Raw genomic sequence first — 24,253 nt, 5'->3', positions numbered from 1 at the left:
ACTCCTTGACAAGTCCGTGATGTAGTGCGAACCAAGCAAGCCCCGAACAAACTATGTGCAGTGGATCCGACGCTTTATTCTCTGCCACAACAAACGTCATCCCAAAGTAATGGCTGAACTCGAAGTTGAAGCCCTTCTGAGTTTCTGCCTCAACCCAAAATTGAGCCCTCTATGCCCTGATATTTTTGTACCGATACATTCTCAAACAGCTTCTGGCTGAAACGATGGATGCAGCTTGTGCTAAACGATCACAACATCAGACTTTTTGCAGAATAGACCTCTTGCTTGATCTCTAGGATGCCCAGGGGAATACAACCCAGTTGCCGCGAAGATAACGGTTAGCCTGTGTTATGGGCTATGCTTTACCCACAACTCCTGTAAACCTTATAGTTGTTAGGTTCTATGCTTTTAAAAAAGCTAGGATGCACATAAAAATTAGAGAGAACGTCAAAAATATTGCACTGGCCCCCCTACCCCCCTTTCTTGAATGCCGAAGGCTATATTCTGGGGGGGAAATAAGCTGGATTGTGGGTTTCTCCCCCCAAGGTTGGGGGGCTGGGGGGGCGAATGCAGAATGGTACGAGATCCACAGGAGATGTGTGTATGCTTTCCAGCGCTTCATTTAAAGACTTGTGGGTAAGGCATAGGTGTTATGGGAAACCTCTTTTTGCAGGATCAAAAAATTCCTAACACTGTAATAGCCATCGCATTTTTCCCAAGGGATACCCTTTAAGGCCGCTTCACCCTGGGGCCAGGGCTGGTTATCCATTAAAGCCTCGAAGACTTGCTGGGCACTGATATGACAATAGAATGTGCGGAACCAATGGACATCTGCAGACAGAGGAGACTGCTCAATGGCAGATTCGATGGCGGTAAAGGCTGACTTGGGAACAGGCATATCAATACCTTGGGAAGCCCGTCGCGAAAAGTCACCGATATAGGCGGTCCAGGTGCTGCCAGCTAGAGACCATCGCTTAGTGGTGACTTGCTCTGGATCGTTTTTGCCATAAAAGCTCGCCAATAGCACCGGAAAAGAACCCAGCAGAAAATTTTGCACCCCATCCATGATGGCGTTGTTGTCTTCGCCTAGGCCAGCACAGCGGTCAATCAGTAAGCGGCCATCGGGCAGTAAGACTTCGATATCTAGGCATCCGGCTCCGCCTTTTTTTGGGGGATGCCAAATGCCGCGAATGCCTGGGGCTTGACCATAGGGCAACACCCAACCCTCGACCACGGCACAGGGAATATTTTGGGCTTTAAAGAGGCGAATTAAAACATCTGCAAGGGTTGCCATGCAAATACCACAATGTTTGAGCTAGACCGAACACTCACCTCTAGCGCAGAGATGAGTGCAAGGCAGATTTATTCGTAAATCCAGGAGGTGAGGGTGGGAGACCAATCGGCGAGTTCTTCTGCCTTAAACCACAGACTAATTTCTCGCTGGGCCGTTTCGACGGCGTCCGATCCATGAATGATATTGCGGCCAATATCGATACCAAAATCGCCGCGAATGGTTCCGGGCTCAGAACTGAGGGGATTGGTGGCACCAATAATCTTACGGGCCGCAGCCACAACGCCTTTGCCTTCCCAAACCATGGCTACTACGGGACCAGAGGTAATAAAATCGACCAGGCCACCAAAGAAAGGCTTTTCTTTATGCTCGCCGTAATGTTGTTCTGCTAGCTCGCGGCTGACCACCATCAGTTTTAGACCCACTAACGTAAACCCTTTGGCTTCATAACGGCTGATAATTTCCCCCACCAGACCGCGCTGGACACCGTCTGGTTTTACGGCCAAAAATGTTCGTTCCACAGAATCAATACTCCCTTCAGGGTTTACATCCTTATCTATGCTCAGAAAAGATGTGGCATTTGTAAAGGTAGGGAAACCCTCATAGGGGGATATCGCTTGCTAGGAGAAAGGTACAGAATAACAGCACTTCCCATCGCTCCCCTCAACTCGTCCTACAATGGTGTGCATTAGCAACACCAGCACCATACCAGCCAGTTGAGCTTCACCATTCCCTCCGAGAGGCGTTCTTGGCCATAAGCAATGACATTCTTAATTCAAACCGAAACGTATCTGCAAGACGAGATTGCACCGCAAGCCATGCAGATTGACCAAAGTGCTGAGTCTCTTTTTCAAGCGTTGCATCAGTTGGGGCATCGGAAGTGGCTGGGGCTAAGAGTCCCTCAGGAATGGGGTGGGCACGATCTGGATGAACTGACCTTTCGCCAGTTTCAAGAACAGGTGAGTCGCTATTCGGGGGCCTTAGCGTTTTTGCAAACCCAACATCAAAGTGCTGCTGCTTTGATTGCTCGCAGTCCCAATACGGCTCTGAAGGAAAAATATCTTCCCTATTTGAGTAGCGGTAAGGTGTTGATTGGCATTGGCTTTTCTCATCTGCGTCGTCAAAACCCGCCTCCAGTTCAGGCAGTGCCTACAGAATCGGGTTATGAAATTACAGGTGAGGTTCCTTGGGTAACCGGACAGGGCTGTTTTCAACACTTTATTCTCGGGGCACAACTGGCAGATGGACGGGCGATATTTGGGCTGGTACCCTTGGCAACGGTCTCCCAACCAGCAGCAGGATTGATTGGTTGCAGCCCTCCATTGTCTTTAGCATCGATGGGGTCGACACGGACGGTGAAGGTGCGGTTAAACCGTTGGCAACTCCCACAAGAAGCAGTGGTCGTCATCCGTCCACCAGGCTGGATCCATACCAATGACCAGAAAAACAGCTTGCACCATAGCTTCTTTGCTTTAGGATGTGCTCAAGCAGGGCTAGACATTCTCGCTAGTGGGAAGCGGCCAGACTTTGTGCACTCTACTCGACAAGCCTTAGACCGAGAGTTGCAATCATGCCGCCAGGCTATTTATCAAGAACAACAATCCCCTGAGTTAGCGTTGCCAAAGCGTCTTGGACTTCGAGCCTGGGCCATTGAGTTGGCAAATCGCTGTGCCCATGCAGCTGTGATAAGTGGGCGAGGTGGAGCCAATCTACTGGATCACCCTGCTCAGCGGGTTTACCGGGAAGCCTTAGCCTTCTCAGTATTTGGGCAAACGACCGATGTTATGGAAGCGTCATTAGCTCGTTTAAAGGCTGGAGAAAGATGAGGAAAGCATGGCTCTATAATCCAGCCCGTTAAATATCTCATCACTGTCTAGGCAGACATGGCTTGGGCTTCCCCGTTGGAATAAAGCAAAGCTCGCTTGGGTCCGTGAATGGGATCCTCCACGATGATGGTTTCGTCCCGCTCAGCCCCAAGAGACACAATAGCAATGGGGACTTCTACTACACCTGCTAGAAACTTCAGATAATCTAATGCCTTGGGGGGTAAGTCTTCTAAGGTCCGACAATGAATAGTAGATTGTTTCCAGCCCGGGAGGGTTTTATAAACGGGTTTACAACGAGAGAATTGACGAGCATTCGTGGGAAAGTCCTTCGATTCATGGCCGTCAATTTCATAGGCCACACAAACCTTAATCTCATCCACCTCGTCGAGAATATCGAGCTTGGTCACCGCTAGGCAGTCTAAACCGTTAATGCGGACCGCATAGCGACCAATCACGGCATCAAACCAGCCACAACGGCGCCGACGTCCGGTGGTAGTACCAAATTCAGCCCCCCGTTCACAGAGAGCCACCCCCATCTCATCATGCAATTCTGTGGGGAAGGGACCTTCACCTACCCGGGTGGTATAAGCTTTGGCTACGCCAATAACTCGGTCAATCATAGTGGGGCCAACCCCCGTCCCTACACAAGCTCCGCCAGCTACGGGGTTGGAAGAGGTGACGTAGGGATAGGTGCCATGATCTAAATCGAGTAACGTACCCTGAGCCCCTTCGAACAAAATATTGCGATGCTGTTGATAGGCATCGTAGATTTTTAAGGAACAGTCAGCCACAAAAGGACGTAGACGGTCGGCATAGACTTGATACTCAGCAATCACCTCTTCTGGATCCAGGGGAGGCAGATTGTAGAGTTTTTCCAAAATGACGTTTTTATAATTAACCGTCCACCGCAATTGTTTTTTCATTCCCTTGGAATCCATCAGATCCAGGATGCGGATCCCCGTTCGCTCTGATTTATCCGTATAGGTGGGACCAATTCCTCTGCCCGTTGTGCCGATTTTATGGTCACCCCGGCGTTCCTCAGAAGCCTGATCAATCATCCGATGATAAGGCATGGTGACATGGGCCGATTCGGAAATAAAGAGATGGCTGGTACTCACCCCCAGCGTATCCAACATATCTAGCTCTTCGATCAGTACTTTCGGATCGATCACGGTTCCAGAGCCGATGATGCAATCGGTGTTGGGGTAGAGAATGCCGGAAGGAATCAAATGTAACTTAAAGGTCTGGTCATCAACGACGACGGTATGGCCAGCATTTACTCCGCCCTGATACCGAACCACCACATCTGCTGAACGGCTCAGCAAATCGGTTATTTTGCCCTTTCCTTCATCGCCCCACTGAGCACCAATTACAACTACGTTAGCCAAGGGATTATTTTAAAAACAACGATTTAACAAACCACAATTATCGTCAGTGGGGGAGACTTCTGTCAATCTTACTGTCAGGAACGCTCCTATTCCCTTGATGCCGAAATTGCTTGTGGTAACAGGATTATGTTGCCCAACATTCAGAGACATTGATACCTCAAATACGAGTTCAAGTATCGGGTTCTTGCTCAATGGTGCGAGAGAGCTGTTCTAGATTCTCTAAGGGCACCAACTCTTTTTCCTTCTCTTTCACCCTATTGGAGAAGAGGAGGGGCAAGGGTTTCTCGATCCAACAGCTGGCCACGGGTAACATGGCTTCTAGATCATCCAGAACCCGAGGAATCACCATCACTGAATTTAACTCTCCAATTCGTTCGGCCTCAAACATGCCTGCTTCGATGGCGACCGCAACATTGGCAACGGAGCCGCGAACCATGGCGGTACATAATCCTGCTCCAATGGTTTCATAGGCAGAGAGCTGAACATTAGCGGATTTGAGCATGGCATCTGCAGCCCCCACCATCGCAGGAAAACCCCGGGTCTCCAGCAGGCCAATCGATTGGTTACTTAAGCGAGAGTAGCCCCGTTGTTGCTGAGCAATTTCGACCAGATGGCTACCAATGGGAAACACCGCCTCCAAATTGGGCATGGGTCTGGCAATCACCAGTTTGGAAACCGTTTGCCCCAGCTTTTCCGCTAGGCGACTGCCTTCTTCCACGGCTAAACGCACATCCGCAATATTGCCTCGGACAATCACGGTGCACAGCCCACTCCCAATTTTCTCGTAGCCCACCAAGGTCACTTCGGCGGCTTTGAGCATGGCATCTGCTGTTCCTACAATTGCCGGAAAGCTGGGAGTAGACAACAAACCCAAAGCACTATCGGGTCTGCGTTTCCGTTTTAACTTTGAGGCAGGAATCATATTGGTAGGCAATACCTAGACGGAGACAATGGACCCAGACATCCTCTAGTAAGTCTCGTTCAGTTTAGCAATAACCGCAATGGTTGATTGGCTTAGGGGCTACGGGGATGAATTCCGAGCAAACAAGACCTGTAGCATTTGGGTCACATAGGCTCGTCCAATGACTGGGGATTGCCTCTGTGGACTACTCACAGGCGCAGGACTTGGTATGGGTGAAGGACTGGGCCAATCCGGATTGACCGGATTAGAGGGTAGCGCATCATTCAACGGTGAACCATTGGGAGACTCATCAAGGGTAGATCGGCTGGAATCACCCATGAGTGAGCCCTCTGGAATCACCTGTTGGGCCACAATATCGGTATTGATAATAGTGGTGCAATCACCAATGCAGGCATTCATACCAATGGTTACCTGACCAAGAACTAATACCCCTGCCCCTAGAACGGCATTACTATCGACGGTAATCGTCCCTTCAAAGGCTTGGATAACCGCTCCGATGCCGATACAGGCCCCTGATGCAATCACGATTTTGCTTTGGGGAGCCGCCTGCAAGATTACACCAGACGCAATTTTGGCGTGGGGATGGATCGTGACATCCCCAATCACACAAAAATGTGAGGTGCTAACCGGTTGCGGGGGTGAAAGTTGCATTAGCGATGAACCTTAGGCGCTTAGGCTAGGAATGGAAAGATCGTTCAGACTAAGACCTGGGTGAAATGGCATCTAGCGGGCTGCCACAGGTTTCTGGATCACAGATTCTAAGACCCGACGCTTGGCCTTGGTATCGATACCGATCAGGCGAACGTATTCTTTTTGGTGATCCGCCAGACAGGTTTCCAAGGCTGCGATCACTTGGGACTCTTGCTGCGCTTGAATCGGGGGACAGCTTTGCCATGAACTAGTTTGGAAGCGACGTTTGTCAGCATGTTCAGTGCCAATTCGATAGCCCTGGGCGAGGAGCGATCGCACTTGGGCTACGGTATCCGCATCTAACCCGCCGCTGTTGCTTCTGGGGCTAAATCCCCGTCCCCGAGTACTGGGGGCAGACGGTGCCTGATAGGAGCGAGAGCTGGGAGCTGCAGCCGATTTCTGGGCCGATCCAGAGCCACCGGGACGTTGAATGATGGTTTCGGATACGCGTCGCTTGGCGCGCTTATCAATACCAATCAGACGAACATAGTCATTGGGGTGCTCAGCTAAGCAGGCCTCGACGCCAGCAATCACTTGAGACTCTTGCTGAGAATTGACGGGCGTACAACTTTGCCAAGAACTGGTTTGGAAGCGTCGCTTGTCCGCATACTCTGTCCCAATCCGATAGCCCTGGGCTAACAGGGAGCGAATTTGATTGACCACGGCTCCATCTAAGCCGCCAGCCGGACGATAGTTAGAACCATTGCTTTCGACCTTGGCATAGCTGGAACGACTCGCGCTGGAATTGGATGAACTTGAGCGGGGAGCTGGCGCGGGTGCAGCGCTGGATTTGCCGTTGCTGCTAGGACGCTGAATAATGGCTTCAAGGACTCGTCGTTTGGCCTTCGGGTCGATGCCAATTAAGCGGACGTAATCTCCAGGATGTTCTGCTAGACAGCTTTCCAAAGCAGCAATGACTTGAGATTCTTGCTGGGAATTGATGGGCGTGCAGCTTTGCCAGGAGCTAGTTTGGAAGCGCCGCTTGTCCGCATATTCAGAACCCACTCGGTAGCCTTGAGCTAACAATGAGCGGACCTGAGCGATGGCCTCTGCACCTAAACCTTTACTGGAGCTGGAGCCTGCACTGGCGCTAGCATAGCTGCCTGAACTGGTGGAGTAGGAGGACGGAGATCGGGGCGCTTTAGAGGGGGCCTTGGGCTTATCCCCTGGGCGTTGAATAATGGCTTCAAACACCCGTCGCTTGGCTTGGGTATCGATGCCCAGCATCCGGACATATTCCCCTTGATGTTCAGCAATACAAGCTTCCAGGGCTGCAATGACCTGAGATTCTTGCTGGGAGGCAATTGGGGAGCAGCTTTGCCAAGAGCTGGTTTGGAAGCGGCGAGCATCGGCATGTTCGGTGCCAATTCGATACCCTTGACCCAGGAGGGAGCGCACATGGGCAATCGTCTCTGCATCCAGGTTTCCACTGGTGGTGATGTGGCTGGTGGTGTAATTTTTGATGGTTTTGGTGACAGAGCTGATAGAAGCTGACTTCACCGGACCATCCGGGCGCTGAATAATTGTTTCTAAAACCCGCTGTTTGGCTTGGGTGTCGATACCAATCAGCCGAACATATTCCCCTTGATGCTCTTGCAGGCAAGATTCAATCCCTGCCAACACTTGTGATTCGTTGCTGCCCGTAATGGGGGGACAACTTTGCCATGAGCTGGTTTGGAAGCGGCGTTTGTCCGCATGCTCACTACCAATTCGATATCCTTGCGCAAGGAGTGACCGAACTTGACTCACAATTGCTGCATCTAAGGTGGTATGGTTCATTGGCTTGGTATCAGTAGTAAAACGGTGTGATTGAGAATGACCGAGGGTGGATCGGACCGGTCGAATAGAGGTCTGCGCGTTTACCCCGGAGACATCATCTCTCAGGGCTTCGTTAACATGAATAATTTGCTGTGTGAATTTGCGATCGCTGTCCAATACATCAGGTAAGAGATTGGCCTGCTCCTGTTTTGTGATCACGGCCCCCGAAGGCACATACTTACCCGGGGGAATTTCTACCCCCTGAATCAGGGCATGCATCATGATCACGCAGCCATCACCCACTTTGGCATTAAAAATCGTAGAGCGGAAGCCAATAAAACAGTTGTCGCCGATAAACGCAGGACCATGGACCAGGGCCATGTGGGTGACACAGCTATGATGACCAATCCAAACCGCGTACTTCTGACCATCCTTCCCCCGAACCCGACCCGGTTCAATGGCGTGAATAACTGCTCCATCTTGGATATTAACGTTGTCGCCGATATAAAAGGGAGATCCTTGATCCGCCTGAATCGTGCACCCAGGCGCAATCAGCGCATTTGTACCCACATAGACCTCACCCACCACGTTCGCAAACGAGTGAACATAGGCAGATGAATGCACTTGTGGATTCACATCGCTTACCCGAGTGGGCGCTGATGTTGATTGGCTGTGGATTACCATGATGATGATCTCTCCTACACAAAACGCGATCGCGAGTGAGTAGTGACATAAAGCAGAGGAGGCTAACTGGGCTGGGGAATTAACCCAGGATGTTGTCTGAGCAACATTCACCCAGCGGATAAGTCAGAGTCGATACCGACAGCCGGCTTAACGCAACCACACCTCCTAGAGGGTTAGCAAAGAAACTGATCCGAATCAACGGAAACTCATTCCAAACAAGATTACTTACTGTAGATACGGCCCCCGGCGACCGAGACAGTATCGATGATGGCAATGACCAGAGCATCCAAGGGCCGCCGCTCATAGCCAGGCATTTGCCTAGCACCACTGCCTTGAGTAATCAGTACCCACTCATCAACACCTGCTCCCACACAATCGGCAGCCACATCATATTCAGGTAGCAACTGACCTTCCTGATCAACGCGCTGTACCAACAAGAACTTAGTACCCTGAAGGCTATCTGCTTTTTGGGTACTGACTACAGTACCTAGAACTTTTGCAATTCTCACTCAAAATTTGTGTCTAGGATTTACGGATCGGGAGTGCCCGAGGGCCACTAATGCTTTCGCGGAATTGCTCAACCTCTTCGGTGTAGCGCATCGGCAACACATACTCAAGATTTTCATGGGGACGAGCAATGATATGAGTAGACAAGACCTGTCCACCGTTTACCCGCTTTACAGATTCAGTCCCAGCAGCAACCGACGCTTGGACTTCGGAAACATCTCCCCGCACAATAACCGTAACCCGGCCACTTCCGATTTTTTCGTAACCGACTAAGGTGACCCGAGCTGCTTTGACCATGGCGTCTGCAGCTTCGACCACTGCCGGGAAGCCGAGGGTTTCTACCATCCCAACTGCTATCGACATAGTTTATAACTCCATTCTCTCACTTAATGAATGCTGTCTTTTCGCGTAAGGAACAAGACCGCTGAATACTTATCCAAGGTGAACTGTTACACCTATAGCGTTAGACCGGTCACGTTCGGAATTGTTCGACTTCTTCCGTGTAACTCATCGGCAGCACATATTCGAGGTTTTCATGAGGACGAGCAATGATATGAGTCGAAAGAACTTCTCCCCCATTCACTCTTCTGACGGATTCCGTTCCGGCTGCAACCGAAGCCTGAACCTCAGAAACATCTCCTCTAACAATTACTGTGACGCGGCCGCTACCAATCTTCTCGTAGCCCACCAGCGTTACGCGAGCTGCCTTAACCATCGCATCTGCAGCTTCTACCACAGCAGGAAAGCCTTTCGTCTCAATCATCCCAACCGCAATTGGCATTGCCACATCTCCTGTTATTGAACACTAATACTAATAGGTAATTTTGCTACCCAAAAATTCTTACATGAAAGCTATTAAACAGCTTTATTTGGAAGCACTTTCAAGCTTGCAGAACTCAGCATATAGACCCGGGATCAGCTTTGTCAATATAAACGTAGATTATTTATTCAAATTAAATCAATAAGTAAATTTAATAATAAATCAGGCCTTGCAGATGCTTCAACTAACTCATCCCGTTCAAAGCATCAAAGTATTAGGGATCTATATCGTAGGGTATTGAAGAAAATCAATACATGATCTTCAAACCTGTAAAAGCCCATAGCAACTCAATCGAGAGGTTATAGATGAATCTTTTATCGCAATGTGGAAATCGTACAAATCAACCGCACACATTTCCAGGATCAGCTTTCTTTTATCGTTAAAAAGCGATGAGGCTAATTTATTTTTATCAATAAACACCATTGAATAAAATATATTTATTAATGTTTACCATATTTTGCTACGATGATTCTCATATGAAAAATAAATCAATAATAGTCATAAAATAAAAACAAATATTATAAAGAATTTTTTTCTGTTTATTTCTCTACTTCCAATTCAGAGAAAAATTCATGAACCTCGATACTATTTTTATCTGAGATTCCTGGCTGTATAGGGCAGATAAAGATTTACAGTTTTAAGTAAGGTGTGAGTGTATCACCAATCATTGCAAACCCTAGTTGACTGAATCGTGCTGTCGCAATTTCTTTTTGAACATATCTGGTGGATTCCCTTTTTTGGCTTGTTAGGGGCTCTATTTTCTCTCCCCTGGTCATTAGGATTCATCCGGCGAAGTGGGCCCCGCCCAGTCGCTTATTTCAATATTTTGATGACGTTGTTAAGTTGCTTGCATGGCACGATTGTTTTCAAGCAAGTTCTAGGCCAACCCTCTCAACAACTGGTCTATGAATGGCTGCAAGTGGCAGATCTAAATTTAACTTTTGCAATAGAAATTTCTCCTGTCAGTATTGGTGCTTTAGAGCTAGTTACTTTTCTGAGCTTGCTGACCCAGGTCTTTGCGATTGGCTATATGGATAAGGACTGGTCCGTCGCTCGCTTTTTTGGACTGATGGGCTTTTTCGAAGGGGCGCTTGCAGGCATCGCCATTAGCGACTCGCTGATTCTTAGCTATGCTTTGTTAGAAATGCTAACGTTCTCTAGCTACCTATTGGTGGGGTTTTGGTATGCCCAACCACTGGTGGTGACAGCAGCTCGGGATGCCTTCCTGACTAAGCGAGTTGGTGACATTATCCTATTGATGGGTTTAGTGGCCTTAACTAGCTATGGGGCTGGATTGACCTTTTCAGACCTAAGAGCATGGAGTGAATCTACTGCTTTACCTCCCCTAACGGATGCTTTGCTGGGGCTGGCCTTAATTGCGGGACCTACGGGAAATTGTGCTCAATTCCCGTTAAACCTCTGGTTGGATGAAGCGATGGAAGGCCCCAATCCTGCAGGGGTAATGCGGAATACTGCGGTGGTCTCCATCGGCGCTTACTTCCTGATTAAGCTACAGCCGATTTTTAGTTTGTCGTTGATTGCCTCCGACACCTTATTGATTATTGGGGGGGTCACCGCGGTCGGCGCTTCCTTGATTTCCATCGCTCAGGTGGATATTAAACGAGCCTTGTCCCATTCCACCAGTGCCTATTTGGGGTTGGTGTTTATTGCCGTGGGCTTAGGGCAAGTGAACATTGCCCTGTCCTTGCTGCTCACCCATGCGATCGCAAAAGCGCTCCTATTTTTCAGTATTAGTTCCGTCATTCTAGGTACCAACAGTCAAGACATGACCGAAATGGGTGGGCTGTGGTCGCGGCTGCCGGCGACAACCACTGCCTTTGTCGTAGGGGCTGCCAGCTTAGTGGTGATTCTGCCCATGGGCTTTTTCCGCATGATGCAGCAATGGCTGACGGGCGGGTGGAATATGCCGGTTTGGCTGTTTGTTTTACTTGTCTTTGTGAATACCACCAGCGCCATCAGTCTCACTCGGATTTTTCGGTTAATCTTTCTGGGGCAACGCCAACCTAAGACTCGACGGGTACCTGAAGTGCCCTGGCTGATGGCACTGCCGATGGTGACCATGACTGTGGCTGTGTTGGCTTTCCCGCTTATGCCATTGAAATGGTCCCTGTGGCTCCATCCTCTTCCATCTGATGTCGTCTTTAGTGAATATTCCATCCCTTACGGCCTCCCTATTTTGGTCGCATCAGGCGTGATCGGTGTGATATTGGGTTCTGTGTTTGAACTGAGACGCTCTCTCTCCCGACCGACCACGTTTTATCTCCGCTTTTTTCAAGATCTGTTGGCCTATGACTTCTACATCGAGCGTGTGTATGAGTTCACTGTAGTTGCCATTGTTCGCCTGTCTTCCGAATTCACAACTTATCTAGATAAATATGTTGTTGATGGAATCGTTAATTTCGTAGGTAAAGCCACCTTGCTGAGTGGACAAGGTCTCAAGTACGGGGTCTCCGGCCAATCACAATCCTATTTGCTCACGATCATGGTCGGCATCAGTGCCATTTTATGGCTACTGCTCAGAGATGATTGGTCTGCCATTGTTGGGTATTGGTCTGAACTCCTTAGTCAATAGCCCCACCATCTAATTTCTTCGCTTTAGTTAGGAGTTTGTCTTAACCCAATGCTCAGTGTCCTCGTATGGTTCCCCCTATTTGGAGTTTTGCTATTGGCACTTTTGCCCAAAAGCATTGATGCCAATAAATATGCTCGATCTGTAGCCTTAGTGGTGGCAGGTCTTGTATTTATTTGGACAGTCTATATTGCGATTCTGTTCAATCCCAAGCAAGTGACCATGCAATTTGGGGAATTTGTTCCCTGGATTAAAGCCATTGGTCTTAACTATCACCTAGCAGTAGATGGATTGTCTCTGCCCTTGCTTGGTCTCAATAGTCTCCTGACCTTTATCGCTATTTGGAGTACCGACCCAGAAGTCGAACGGCCCAGATTCTATTACGCCCTGATGCTTCTCCTTAACTCCAGTGTGGCAGGGGCATTCCTAGCGCAAGATGTTCTCCTCTTTTTCTTGTTCTATGAGTTGGAAATTATTCCTCTTTACTTCTTAATTGCGATTTGGGGAGGAGCCCGTCGATCCTACGCCGCCACTAAATTTCTGCTCTACACAGCCTTCTCTGGTATTGTTCTGCTGGCCACATTCCTAGGGATCGTCTGGTTGTCAGGGGCCTCTAGCTTTGCCTATGAACCTTTAAGAGCCATTATTGTGGGGGCCTCAGATACCCCGAGTGGCTTGACCTTAAAACTTCAGCTGATCTTGATGGTGGGGATCCTGCTGGGATTTGGCATCAAGATTCCTTTCTTCCCGTTACATACTTGGTTGCCTGACGCCCACGTAGAAGCTTCAACGCCTGTTTCCGTCCTTTTGGCTGGCGTGCTGCTGAAGTTAGGAACTTACGGCCTACTTCGTTATGGTGTGGGTCTTTTGCCTGATGCCTGGGTATATTTAGGCCCCTGGCTGGCCATCTGGGCTGCGGTGAGTGCTCTTTACGGGACCTCTTGTGCCATCTCACAACAGGATATGAAAAAGGTGGTGGCCTATGCTTCCATTGCCCACATGGCCTTTATCTTGCTAGCGGCAGCAGCTTCCACTGAACTGAGTATGATTGCCGCTGTCTGCCAGATGGTCAGTCACGGTTTGATTTCTGCTTTACTGTTCTTGCTCGTTGGGGTCGTTTATAAAAAGACAGGCAGCCGAGATATGTTTTTCCTCAGGGGCTTACTCAATCCTGAGCGAGGCTTACCCCTGATTGGTAGCATGATGATCCTAGGCGTCATGGCAAGTGCTGGAATTCCCGGCATGGTTGGTTTTATCTCTGAATTTCTCACCTTTAGAGGAAGCTACCCCATTTTCCCTGTGCAAACGCTAGTTTGTATGATAGCTACTGGATTGACGGCAGTTTACTTCCTATTAATGATTAATCGGGTCTTTTTTGGCCGTTTACCGGATGAGTTAGACCGTATTCCTACCGTTACATGGTCTGATCGCCTCCCGGCCGCGATTTTAGTGGCACTCATTTTCTTACTAGGGATTCAGCCCAACTATATTGTTCGTTGGAGTGAAACTCAGATCGCTGCTTTGATTCCTTACAATCCTAGACCGCCACAAATTATGATCACCAATATCCCCGATCAATCGATGGCAAGTGTCTCTAGCTCTATTGTGGCCTCTAGCCCTCAGATAGAAATTACGGATTAGCTTTGCATTAGTTTCTGCAACTTGTTCCTCCTTATACCCCTCATCAGCTATGGTAAGCACGCCTCAAATAGAGCCCTCTAAACACCAACTGGCAGAATTCATTCATCGCTTGGAAGCGGGTGAAGCCCTGCTGAGAGATTCCCCAGAACATGTCTTGGAAGTGGTGGGAATTCTTAAAAGCTATGGAATTATTTTGGATGCTTATTCCAACAACCTAATCTATATTGCCGATCACCAATTTTTATTACTTTTTCCGCTGTTTAAGTACTTTAATGGGGAGATCAATCCTGGCAAGATTTTAAAGTTTCTCTGGCATGACCGGATCAACTATGAATATGCTGAATATTGCATGAAAAGCATGTTTTGGCATGGGGGAGGTGGGTTAGATACTTACTTAGACTCTCCCGAGTTCTTAGAGGGAATTAAGCCAGTTATTAAAGCTAAGTTCAAACTCAATCCAGTTATGTTGGGATTAGATCGGGCTTTCCCTGATTTTCTGCCTGAACAAATCCGACAAATGGCATACTATAGCGGTTTGGGACAATTTTGGCGGGTGATGAGTGATATCTTTATTGATCTCTCGGATCGGTATGATGCCGGTGAAATCAAAACCATCCCGGAAGTGGTGGACCATATTTTGCAAGGGCTAGTCGCAGATGCTAGTCGGCCCATTACCTATACCGTCAATATCGGCAGTACAGATTATGACATTATTCCCAAGTCTGCTAACTTGACCTTCTTGATGGATACGGCTGTTCCATATGTTGAGGCAGTTTTCTTTAGGGGAACGCCTTTCCTCGGCACGGTTTCTTATAATGCCCAGGCGTACCAAATCCCCATGTTCCAAAGTGACTTTGCCTATGGAGCGCTCTATGCGGATCCGCTGCCCATTGGCTGTTCGGGGATTCCGCCGACGCTTTTGATGCAAGATATGCGCCACTACCTGCCTGACTACTTGACAGAGGTTTATCAAAAAAGTCTGCGGAAAGAAGAAGACTTGAGAATTCAAATTTGTCAGACCTTTCAGAAATCGATGTTTTGCGTGACCACTGCTGCCCTTCAGGGACTAGCACCACACCCGCTAACCACTACTGATTTGGAAGAACAAAAAGCCAATCGCAAATATTTAGAAGATTGGATGAACCGATTTACTAAATCTCGAATTTTACAGGCTAATGCTTAACCATGTCTTTTCGACAGAATCTGGTTTATATTCTGGTTCTTAAGTCGTTTGGGATATGCTAAAGCTCTAAATTTCGCGTAGGCTGACACATATATCCGCAAAAGATCTCCCAAATGGGCTTTAATCCAACTGGGTATTCTCAGCGCCTCTGATAATCTAATCAGGCAAACAAACCTGATAATCATCTTGCCGGAGTGTTTTCACCCACTTCAATCGTTTCGGTCGAATAGACATTCGTGCCGTTACACAAGCCATAACCAAGAACCAATGGCAGGTGTACAGAGTTCCCCTTAAGGTCTGCAAAAACATCAAGAATATGGAAGGAGAAACGCGCTCAGCCCTGCGAATCCGATCGAGGCCATTCCACATTCCGACCAACGACAGCAGCATGGTAACACTTGTCATCGGCATAAGCAGTGGGAGTTGATTGCGTGCCGTTGCCATCACTAAATCAGGAACAGCTGCAGTTGGTAAAACATACTGGGCAAACCAAAATACGACTAAATCAAAGGTTTTTCGAGGCCCTAACCGATTTCGGAAAATCAATGGCCAATAATCTAGATATCTCTGATACCCACCTTCTGCCCAACGATTACGTTGATGCCAAAGAGCTACGGCTCGGGTGACCCCTTCTTCCTGTACTGCCGGCATAGGCAAAACACCGATATCCCAATGGTTCAGATGAAGTCGGAACGTTAAATCCAAATCATCGGTAATCGTCGCTTCATTCCATCCACCACAGCTGATCAATGCTTGTCGACGAACGAACTGACCATTGCCTCGTAACTCACCCACTCCTCCAACTGCAATCCGTTGCTGCTGGAGGTAAAGGTCTAAGCCCATTTCAGCCGATTGACCACGGGTCCAAAAATTGGTATCCGTGTTGGCAATCTGCTTACGAACCTGAACGGCTCCTATCTGTGGATCATCAAAGAGAGGTAAAACATGGCAGAGTAGATCGGATGAGACTTGAGCATCCGCATCAAAAACGCCAATAAAATCACCTTGGGTTAAAGGCAAGACCTGATTCAGTGCCCCAGATTTACCGCCTCCTGCACCTGTCGTCCGTCTCAGGACATGAAGCTGGGGATACACCTCTGACAATTGTGTCAAAACCTCTGGAGTCTTATCAGTACTGTCATCATCAACAATCCAAACTTCGTAGCGCTCAGATGGGTAGTCGAGCTTGCAGAGGGTCTTAACCAAAGAGGCCAACACCGCTTCTTCATTTTTGGCAGACACCAGGAGAGAGACAAATGGATATTCGGTTGTCGGTTGGTCTAGACTCAAGGGTTCGGTACTGGGAAGTTCAGGTGCCCGAATCATCCGTAACCAATGCATGCTGATAATAGTGGTCAGGCAGCAAACGGCCCAAAATCCCACTGAAAATAGATGCAATGCGATCGTACAACTCCAGATCAGCGTCAACATCAAAGCCGCTTTCCGGCGACGACCTTCACCTTCTGGATAATCTAATTCCAGCTCAGGGAGTGCTGAGAATTGTGCGTCTTTGGGCCAAGGGGGTTTTACTTCAGACATGTTGCAAGAATCGTTTTCTGGCCAGGAATTCTCCGACATAACTGACTTGATTTAAAACCCAATACTTATCAACACCTTGGAAAAAGCTGGGGATGAGGTAACACCAAACGGTACAACCTTCACAGACAGACAGCTTACCCTGGGACTGACGATACTCCTCAACAATCTCAGCCTCTCGATAAAGCTCGTATAATCGACCTTCAATCGGAACGCCTGTCTGGGCAAAATGGTAGCAGGGCAACAGCAACTCATCATTGGGAGAGATGGCAATGACGGCATCTACAGCCTTACATCTCGGATTTTGAGTATCGTTACCGCCCGCTTTAATAAATTCTAATGCTGCCTTGTTATACCCTAAATTCCGATACTGTTTAGCGCTTGATTCAATAGCATCAACAATTGCAGGGGTGGGATTTTTTTTGTCATTGTAATTGGAGTGAGCTGTAAAAGCAGGATTTAACCAAACCCTAACACTCAAACGTGATCCCAGCTCTGCAACCTCATGAATTCGTTCATAGTTTTGAGCCGTAACAGTATGGTTAAGAACGGGATATTCTCCGAGATCAAGTGCTAGTTTTACAGACTCAACCAAATTATCAAAAATTCTGACGCCTCTGGAGTGATCATGGGTTTCAGCATCAGGACCATCTAGGGAAAAATTCAGAAAATCTACTAACCCTTTAATTTCATGTGCTTTTTGCAAATAGAGAATGGTGTTGGTGGTCATGCTGGTATAAAAACCAAGCTGCTTAGCAGTCTGATAAATTTCGCCAACATCTGACCTTAACAGCGGCTCACCTCCCGTAAAGTCCACATATTTGACTCCCAGGCGCTTTAAGTCCTTAAGATTATGTTCAATGGTGTTGAAGTCCGCTTCTTTCCCCGGGTCTAATGCCCAGATGTCACAAAAATGACATCGTGCATTGCAACGGTAAGTCAGATAGTAATTTGCAACTAAAGGAGCCATAATCTTGTGTTCCAGCTAGGGAATCTCACCAGCAGACATTGATTGGTACTACCCACCACCTATACCATAAACTGTATATATATCTTTATATATATTTGTTGTACTTGACATTATGCCATTGTAATAGGGCGTTCAAATCCTTGGGGCTAGCAAGGAAAAATCAGGTTATACAGTAAAATTCATTGCTGACTTGCCCATACTGCATACATGAGGTTTATCGATTGATCGGTCAATGAGGACGTTATGATATGACCCAAGTTTTAAATGCCATTCAGCCAGCCCCCCCAAAAGACGTTAATGTTTACCTTCCCTACTACCAAGGTGGAAAAAGGGACTTACTCCCATTGGCTATCTCGCTTTACCAAAACAGCAACTTGGAGGGACAACGGGGGATTGAGGGGGGAAATAATATTCCCTTTGTGGCGACATGGAATGTCTCCAAATTACCTGCGGACTTAACTCGGTGCCGAATTCAGTTTGATAATGATGGGGATTTGAATTACGAGCTGACGATTACCAATTTTGAGTTTATTGGGTTTTTGATCGAAGTCATTACCAACTATCGACGCACAAAAGTTGCTGATTTTCCCAAGACTTTCTATCGTAAGCTGTTAAAGCTAGATGATTAATATCGAATCTGTGAGGAGTTTTTGGAGTGCAACAGGCATCAAAACATCTGCTGATTGGTTCCATTGAGGCTTTCAGTGGTAAATCAGCTGCGATTTTGGGCCTCGCTCAATCCCTGATGGGAAAAGGCTATCGATTAGCCTATGCCAAACCGGTAGGAACCTGTACCGAAGGACAGTCTGAAGAAGATTTGGATATCGACGTTCAGTTTATTACTGATGCCCTTGGACTGGCCTCAGATCAAGTGTATCCGACTCTCTTATCCATCAGTGCTCACCGTATCCAGCAAAAAATACAGGGGAATGATCCAACTTCTTATACTGAGCAGCTGCATCAAGTTAAAAAACGTAATGATGTCGATTTGGTGATGTTAGAAGGCCCAGGTTCATTAACGGAAGGGTACTTGTTTGACCTCTCCTTGCTACAAATCTCGAATGCCTTAGAAGCTGAAATTGTTTTAGTCAGCCGCTTCCATAATCTAAGCATCATTGATGCACTGCTGAATGCCAAAGTGCGTCTGGGTGATCGTCTGATTGGTGTTGTGTTTAATGATGTCAATCCTGAGCAACACCATCTCCTTCAAACTACGGTGCAATCGTTCTTGGAAGGACAGCAAATTCCTGTTTTAGGCGTATTGCCTAGTAATGCTTTGTTGCGTAGCGTGAGCGTCTCTGAGCTGGTTCAACAACTCAAAGCTGAGGTGCTCTATGGGGAAGAATATCTCCACCTGATGGTGGAAGAGCTGACGATCGGTGCCATGAATGTCAATTCTGCTTTGAAATATTTCCGACAAGGTCGGAATATGGCTGTGGTAACGGGAGGCGATCGCACCGATCTCCAGCTGGCTGCCTTGGAGTCTTCAACTCACTGCTTGATTTTAACGGGGCATTTCCCCCCCAATGAGTTGGTCCTCAATCGAGCAAAAGATCTGGAAATTCCCGTCTTGCTAGTGGATTCAGATACTCTAACCACTGTTGAAGTGGTTGAACAAGCGTTTCAGCGTGCCCAAGTCCACGAACGCATTAAGGTTGAATGTATGCGAGAAATGATCGATCAGCACTGCGATATTGATCGTCTTCTGGCGACCCTGGGATTAACATCTCCAGTTCCTCAATAAAATTCCTGGGTTGTTGCCCATCATTTACCTTTGAACGGTTAATTTGAGTGTGAAAAAGCAGAAATTACCCCACTTAGTGGGCTCTAAATGGACAGCCCAGTCCTCAACGTTTGGTTGGCGACACTTTCAGGTGATTAATCGCAAAAATGAAGGCTCACTCGTGTTTGCTGAGTTGGTTGCTGCTTGTGATAACACGATCCGATTTTGGGTGAATGCCCAAGCCCTAAAGAATCGAGGGCTATGGAAACCTGGCTGGCAGTCGTTACTGGAGCAAGCCCAGGCGCTGAAGTGAGGGGGTTTATCCTTGACTCGCTTTGTATCTCATAGAACCGCAAATCTATGTTCAAGACGATGGTTCTTAATCATGGGGTGCGATACTATGCACTGGGGCTAAACCTCCGAATGAACCCATGCCAGTGTAGTCACCATGTTCGTTGATCTTTCGCCAGTGTCTTTAGCTGCTTTTCAGTCTCCTGGACCCGAGATTTTTAGAGTGGGTCCTTTGGTCATTCGCTGGTACGGCGTTCTCATTGCAGCTGCCATTGTTTTAGGGCTACAACTCTCTCAGCGACTAGCAAAGCATCGCCGGATCAAACCAGAACTGATTAGTGATTTGGCCATTTGGCTCGTTGTGGGGGCAATTCCCTGTGCCCGAATTTACTATGTGCTTTTCCAGTGGGATTATTACAGCCAACATTTAGACCAAGTTGCCACGATTTGGCGGGGGGGAATTGCAATCCATGGTGCCATCCTAGGTGGAATGCTGGCGGCAGTGATTTTTAGTCGTCTGAACAAGGTTTCGTTTTGGCAATTAGCTGACTTAGTGGCTCCCTCATTAGTGTTGGGGCAAGCTATCGGTCGGTGGGGAAATTTCTTTAATTCGGAAGCCTTTGGTGATCCCACTGATCTCCCTTGGAAACTCTTTATCCCCTCCGAGCGCCGCCCACTCGGCTATAAAAGCTCGGCTTACTTTCATCCCACCTTCTTATATGAATCCTTATGGAATCTGATGGTGCTGGGGCTCCTGTTGGCCTTGTTCTTTCGGTTTCCACGGGCCAAAAAAGGCACTCTCTTTCTGGCCTATGCACTCACATACAGCCTGGGTCGCCTGTGGATAGAGGGATTACGGACAGATAGTTTAATGTTAGGCCCCTTACGCATTGCTCAAGTGGTGAGTTTGATCGGCATTGGCGTTGGTCTCTTGGGGTTGAGTTGGTTGTATTTGCTGAAGCGGAGTTTACCGGATACCAAGCAGGCCTCTTAATCGCATTGTGTAGCCTTGTTCTTTTTATTCATGTTTAGCTTGAATTGAAACCTTATGACGCTCCCTTCTCCTGATCTGCTTGAGCAGCCTGTGTCCAAAACATCGCTATTGCCAGCGGTTTATATTGTGGGTGCAGGACCGGGCGACCCTGATTTGCTGACGGTTAAGGCGCAACGGATCCTCCAACAGGCAGATGTGGTGGTGTATGCGAATTCTTTGGTTCCTAAAGCGGTTCTGAGCCTATGCCAGGACAGTGCAGAATTGATTCCCACTGCAACCCAGACGCTAGAAGATATCGTGCCGATGATGATTGAGAAGGTGCGATCGCACCTTTCAGTCGTTCGATTGCACTCGGGAGATCCTTGTTTATATGGTGCCGTTCATGAACAGATGCAGGCCCTAGCAACGGCAGACATTCCCTTTGAAATTATCCCTGGTATCAGTGCATTTCAACTGGCGGCTGCTAAATTGCAGGTAGAGCTGACCGTACCAGAATTAGTTCAGACCATTATTTTGACGCGAATCAGTGGTCGCACCCAAGTCCCCGAAGCTGAAGAACTGGCCAGCTTAGCCGCTCACCAAGCCAGCCTTTGTTTATATCTCAGTGCTCGCCACGTTAGCCAGGCCCAACAGCGATTGCTGGCTCACTACGCCCCCGATACGCCAGTGGCCATCTGTTTTCGTTTGGGATGGCCGGATGAACAAATATGGGTTGTTCCTCTCACGGAGATGGCGCACGCCACTGAGGAACATCAGTTTGTGCGGACAACGCTTTATCTGATCAGCCCCGCCTTAACAACAGACCATTCCCACGCCCGCTCGCGCCTGTATCACCCTCACCACCAACATCTGTTTCGGCCAGGTTCACGCTGATTACAGCTCGGCAAGCTATCGTTACATCCTTGACTGGCAGGAGATTACAGCATATTCAAGCAAGCATCACCCAAAAAATAGCCGTCGGACTTGACATATCTTTACATCTTTGTTACATTAATTCACATAGATAACAACACACATGAGTCTACGGAGTCTACAGACATGAATAATACCTCTAATAACTTCTTCGGATTTACTCCTTTTGCTGAAGCTTGGAGTGGTCGTCTGGCCATGGTTGGCTTGTATCTTGCTGTTGTGATTGAACTGGTCACTGGCAAGGGCTTACTCCACTTCTGGGGTGTGATGTAAGGGTTCACCCTTCTCAATACCTGAGCATTCACAATGCCTACTACTTTAGGAGATCCGATCCCTATGAATAACCAACCCTCTTTTACTGGATTTAACCCATTTGCAGAAACTTGGAATGGCCGTCTGGCCATGCTTGGGTTTACTCTGGCCATTATTACTGAGGCACTCACAGGTAAAGGCATTATTGGTCAACTCATCGCCTGGTTTAGCCTGTAAAGATTAGACGTTATTCTCTCCTCTCGTCTAGCTAACAGCAGTTTTACGATGCTGCTGTACCCTTCTCGTAGAATTAACTCGAAAATTCTACAAACTATCAAAAGTTCAGTACATATGTCACCCTTTCTACACTCCAGCCCTTTAGCTGGAGTTTTTTTTGCCATAAATGGGCTGAAGCCAGCCTAGACACTTCCGTTTTGGCCCATTCATTGATGAGCACCGTAGAAATCGCTTTTTATTTTCTCCTTGACAAAACGTTACGTTATAAGTTACATTTATTCATATAAAGATACAAATTACGGAGTCACACCATGAGCACACAAAATCCAATCTGGGGCTTTACTGACTTTGCAGAGACCTTTGGTGGTCGTTTAGCAATGATGGGATTTTCCCTCGCCCTAATTACCGAAATCCTGACTGGACAAGGTATTGTCGGCCAGGTTGCAGCTCTACTGCATTTCTAAGATTCAGCTCGGATAGTATACGAAACAACTGCTATCCTCAAATGTTCTCTTCTTCCTTGTCTTCTAGCCCTAGCCTTGTGCTGGGGCTTTTTGTATGGATGGGTCACTCCCATTCTCAGCCTTATGCAGATTAACTTTTGTTATACAGTCGACGCGCTAAAACAAATTGCCATTCAAGTAATGGAGCCTTATAAAACCCTTGATCTGCAAAGGCTCCCTCAATCCACATCAAACATATTTTCTACCGATCCAGGCAACTGCTTCAGCTTGATGGCATGGACCAGGTGAAATTTGTGTAAAGCAATATCATTGACAGACATTTTTTTTGTAAAGACTATTTTGCTAAATTTTACAAATGCTCAGATACATCTCACAGACAAAGCCTCTAAAAGCACTTATATATAGATAAATAATTGAAGAGAATAGCTAATATAAAGATAAAAAGAATCAAAAATGGCATCTGAATATATATTCATTGCTGAATATCAGCCGATATAATCATTCAAATCAGTTTAATCGAGATTTAGCTTAAACCTTGCTGTTTTGTAACTTTATGTTAATATAGTTAACATAAAGTTACAAACGGAGTCTATTATGTTTGCCCCTATTGTCATCTTGACGCGCAACGCCGTGGGTCAACCCAAATTCACTAAGCTCAGAGGTCAGGCTATTGCCCTGCACTCCAAAGCCATTACTAACTTCTGTAATCAAGTGGGTATTGAACGCACTCAGCGGCAAAATTGGATTCGTCTTGCTCGTGACAATGGCAAACGCCTAGGGCTGCTCGCCTAAAACAGCTGTCTTGGACGATCCACTTCATCCACTTCATCCACTTCGTTCCACTCTAAGTACAGTTCCCGATAAATCTCTGCTGAGATAGATACGATAAAGAAGATGACTGTCTAGCCAACAATCGCTATCAGCAATTCGATTTCTCGCTATCCTCATTGACGACTCCCCGCCATGAACTATTCTGCTCAAGCCAAGCTGATCCAATATTTAAAAAAGGAGCTACAGATTGCTGATGATGCGATCGCAATCGCCGTCAAACAGCATCATACGCTTGCCAGCCAACTGCCCATCATTCTCTGGCAGTTCGGTTTTATCTCGCTATCGCAACTGAACCAAGTTTTCGAGTGGCTAGAGCAGCTTGCCGTTCGCTCTGAGAGCGAATCGACCTCAGCAGCCTAAACATTTTAGTGACCCTTCAAGATTAGGAAGAGAACCATGCCCATCAAAGATAAGCCTCAACGTCCCCGTCCTAACCTCATCACTAGTCTGCTGTTATTTCTACCTGCAATCTTGCTGATAGCGAATCTCGTCCTTCCCTTTGTATTGGGACCAAAAGTGCCACGAGTTCCTTACAGTTTCTTTATTGAGCAAGTCCAGGATGAGCAGGTGGCGAGGGTTTCGGTTGGCCAAGATTTGATTCGATACCAATTGGAAACAGCGGAAGGTGAGAAGCCTCAAATCTTAGAAACCACGCCTATCTTCGACCTAGAACTCCCCAAACTACTGGAAGCTAAAGGAGTTGAATTCGCCGCCACCCCTCCCCCCAGCAATCGCTGGTTCAC

General features: G+C 47.5%; 26 protein-coding genes and 1 pseudogene. 16 read left to right on the top strand and 11 right to left on the bottom strand.

The window, feature by feature from the left end:
• Positions 1-46 precede the first annotated feature (46 nt).
• Positions 47-161 (top strand): annotated as a pseudogene (locus tag Q0986_RS23000) (integron integrase); the annotation flags it as partial.
• A 461-nt stretch (positions 162-622) separates the two neighbouring features.
• On the opposite strand, the gene Q0986_RS13400 reads toward Q0986_RS23000, so the two are convergent.
• Positions 623-1,294: a DUF6348 family protein gene (locus Q0986_RS13400; protein WP_299411066.1), complete on the bottom strand. Its 672-nt coding sequence runs from the start codon at positions 1,292-1,294 to the stop codon at positions 623-625.
• Between the two features lie 68 nt (positions 1,295-1,362).
• Positions 1,363-1,812: a nucleoside-diphosphate kinase gene (gene ndk / locus Q0986_RS13395; protein ID WP_299411064.1), complete on the bottom strand. Its 450-nt coding sequence runs from the start codon at positions 1,810-1,812 to the stop codon at positions 1,363-1,365.
• Positions 1,813-2,052: 240 nt separating this feature from the next.
• On the opposite strand from ndk, the gene Q0986_RS13390 reads away from it, so the two are divergent.
• On the top strand, positions 2,053-3,117 hold the full coding sequence (locus Q0986_RS13390; protein WP_299411062.1) for an acyl-CoA dehydrogenase family protein: 1,065 nt from the start codon (positions 2,053-2,055) through the stop codon (positions 3,115-3,117).
• A gap of 47 nt (positions 3,118-3,164) precedes the next feature.
• On the opposite strand, the gene Q0986_RS13385 is transcribed toward Q0986_RS13390, so the two are convergent.
• From Q0986_RS13385 to Q0986_RS13355, 7 genes are all read right to left on the bottom strand, one after another.
• A complete protein-coding gene (locus tag Q0986_RS13385; protein WP_299411060.1) occupies positions 3,165-4,505 on the bottom strand; it encodes an adenylosuccinate synthase in 1,341 nt (446 codons plus the stop codon).
• Between the two features lie 169 nt (positions 4,506-4,674).
• Positions 4,675-5,427 (bottom strand): BMC domain-containing protein, encoded by a 753-nt coding sequence (locus tag Q0986_RS13380; RefSeq protein WP_299411058.1) that lies wholly within the window; start codon positions 5,425-5,427, stop codon positions 4,675-4,677.
• A gap of 99 nt (positions 5,428-5,526) precedes the next feature.
• Entirely contained in the window at positions 5,527-6,078 is a 552-nt protein-coding gene (locus Q0986_RS13375; protein WP_299411055.1) for a hypothetical protein, read from the bottom strand.
• A 72-nt stretch (positions 6,079-6,150) separates the two neighbouring features.
• Positions 6,151-8,559: a ribulose bisphosphate carboxylase small subunit gene (locus tag Q0986_RS13370; protein WP_299411053.1), complete on the bottom strand. Its 2,409-nt coding sequence runs from the start codon at positions 8,557-8,559 to the stop codon at positions 6,151-6,153.
• Between the two features lie 221 nt (positions 8,560-8,780).
• Positions 8,781-9,068, bottom strand: a complete 288-nt coding sequence (locus Q0986_RS13365) for a EutN/CcmL family microcompartment protein (RefSeq protein WP_299411051.1) — start codon at positions 9,066-9,068, stop codon at positions 8,781-8,783.
• Between the two features lie 13 nt (positions 9,069-9,081).
• Entirely contained in the window at positions 9,082-9,429 is a 348-nt protein-coding gene (locus Q0986_RS13360; protein ID WP_299411050.1) for a carbon dioxide-concentrating mechanism protein CcmK, read from the bottom strand.
• Between the two features lie 109 nt (positions 9,430-9,538).
• Positions 9,539-9,847: a carbon dioxide-concentrating mechanism protein CcmK gene (locus tag Q0986_RS13355; RefSeq protein ID WP_010469380.1), complete on the bottom strand. Its 309-nt coding sequence runs from the start codon at positions 9,845-9,847 to the stop codon at positions 9,539-9,541.
• A 730-nt stretch (positions 9,848-10,577) separates the two neighbouring features.
• Between Q0986_RS13355 and Q0986_RS13350 the strand changes: the two genes are divergently transcribed.
• The 3 genes from Q0986_RS13350 to Q0986_RS13340 are packed head-to-tail and all read left to right on the top strand — an operon-like array spanning position 10,578 to position 15,300.
• A complete protein-coding gene (locus Q0986_RS13350) occupies positions 10,578-12,479 on the top strand; it encodes an NAD(P)H-quinone oxidoreductase subunit F (RefSeq protein ID WP_366918585.1) in 1,902 nt (633 codons plus the stop codon).
• A gap of 48 nt (positions 12,480-12,527) precedes the next feature.
• The gene (locus Q0986_RS13345) at positions 12,528-14,117 is read left to right on the top strand and encodes an NADH-quinone oxidoreductase subunit M (RefSeq protein ID WP_299411048.1); all 1,590 of its coding nucleotides are present in this window, start codon (positions 12,528-12,530) and stop codon (positions 14,115-14,117) included.
• Positions 14,118-14,166: 49 nt separating this feature from the next.
• Positions 14,167-15,300, top strand: coding sequence for a CO2 hydration protein (locus Q0986_RS13340; RefSeq protein ID WP_299411046.1), 1,134 nt, complete (start codon positions 14,167-14,169; stop codon positions 15,298-15,300).
• Positions 15,301-15,456: 156 nt separating this feature from the next.
• Here the strand turns inward: Q0986_RS13340 and Q0986_RS13335 are convergent, their stop codons facing one another.
• Positions 15,457-16,839, bottom strand: coding sequence for a glycosyltransferase family 2 protein (locus tag Q0986_RS13335; RefSeq protein WP_299411044.1), 1,383 nt, complete (start codon positions 16,837-16,839; stop codon positions 15,457-15,459).
• Complete coding sequence (locus tag Q0986_RS13330; protein ID WP_299411042.1) at positions 16,832-17,806, bottom strand: radical SAM protein; 975 nt, start codon at positions 17,804-17,806, stop codon at positions 16,832-16,834. The genes Q0986_RS13335 and Q0986_RS13330 overlap by 8 nt, the downstream gene beginning before the upstream one ends.
• A gap of 248 nt (positions 17,807-18,054) precedes the next feature.
• On the opposite strand from Q0986_RS13330, the gene ebsA reads away from it, so the two are divergent.
• From ebsA to Q0986_RS13275, 11 genes are all read left to right on the top strand, one after another.
• Positions 18,055-18,435, top strand: coding sequence for a type IV pilus biogenesis protein EbsA (gene ebsA / locus Q0986_RS13325; RefSeq protein ID WP_299411040.1), 381 nt, complete (start codon positions 18,055-18,057; stop codon positions 18,433-18,435).
• Positions 18,436-18,461: 26 nt separating this feature from the next.
• Positions 18,462-19,550 carry a phosphotransacetylase family protein gene (locus Q0986_RS13320; RefSeq protein WP_299411038.1) on the top strand — a complete coding sequence of 363 codons (1,089 nt, stop codon included), beginning with the start codon at positions 18,462-18,464 and terminating at the stop codon, positions 19,548-19,550.
• 43 nt (positions 19,551-19,593) lie between these two features.
• On the top strand, positions 19,594-19,842 hold the full coding sequence (locus Q0986_RS13315; RefSeq protein ID WP_299411036.1) for a TIGR02450 family Trp-rich protein: 249 nt from the start codon (positions 19,594-19,596) through the stop codon (positions 19,840-19,842).
• 135 nt (positions 19,843-19,977) lie between these two features.
• Entirely contained in the window at positions 19,978-20,814 is an 837-nt protein-coding gene (gene lgt, locus Q0986_RS13310) for a prolipoprotein diacylglyceryl transferase (protein WP_299411033.1), read from the top strand.
• Between the two features lie 54 nt (positions 20,815-20,868).
• On the top strand, positions 20,869-21,687 hold the full coding sequence (cobM, locus tag Q0986_RS13305; RefSeq protein WP_299411031.1) for a precorrin-4 C(11)-methyltransferase: 819 nt from the start codon (positions 20,869-20,871) through the stop codon (positions 21,685-21,687).
• A gap of 165 nt (positions 21,688-21,852) precedes the next feature.
• Positions 21,853-21,999, top strand: coding sequence for a chlorophyll A-B binding protein (locus Q0986_RS13300; protein ID WP_299411029.1), 147 nt, complete (start codon positions 21,853-21,855; stop codon positions 21,997-21,999).
• Positions 22,000-22,062: 63 nt separating this feature from the next.
• Positions 22,063-22,215, top strand: a complete 153-nt coding sequence (locus Q0986_RS13295; RefSeq protein ID WP_299411026.1) for a chlorophyll a/b-binding protein — start codon at positions 22,063-22,065, stop codon at positions 22,213-22,215.
• 311 nt (positions 22,216-22,526) lie between these two features.
• On the top strand, positions 22,527-22,679 hold the full coding sequence (locus Q0986_RS13290) for a high light inducible protein (protein ID WP_299411023.1): 153 nt from the start codon (positions 22,527-22,529) through the stop codon (positions 22,677-22,679).
• A 594-nt stretch (positions 22,680-23,273) separates the two neighbouring features.
• Positions 23,274-23,471 carry an electron transporter gene (locus Q0986_RS13285; protein WP_299411020.1) on the top strand — a complete coding sequence of 66 codons (198 nt, stop codon included), beginning with the start codon at positions 23,274-23,276 and terminating at the stop codon, positions 23,469-23,471.
• 171 nt (positions 23,472-23,642) lie between these two features.
• Positions 23,643-23,870, top strand: a complete 228-nt coding sequence (locus Q0986_RS13280) for a DUF2949 domain-containing protein (protein WP_299411018.1) — start codon at positions 23,643-23,645, stop codon at positions 23,868-23,870.
• Between the two features lie 36 nt (positions 23,871-23,906).
• The coding region (locus tag Q0986_RS13275; protein WP_299411015.1) for an ATP-dependent metallopeptidase FtsH/Yme1/Tma family protein at positions 23,907-24,253 on the top strand (347 nt) is incomplete at its 3' end.

This window comes from Acaryochloris sp. IP29b_bin.148 (assembly GCF_028285565.1).
Lineage (GTDB): Bacteria > Cyanobacteriota > Cyanobacteriia > Thermosynechococcales > Thermosynechococcaceae > Acaryochloris.
This window is presented reverse-complemented; position numbering and strand designations above follow the sequence as displayed.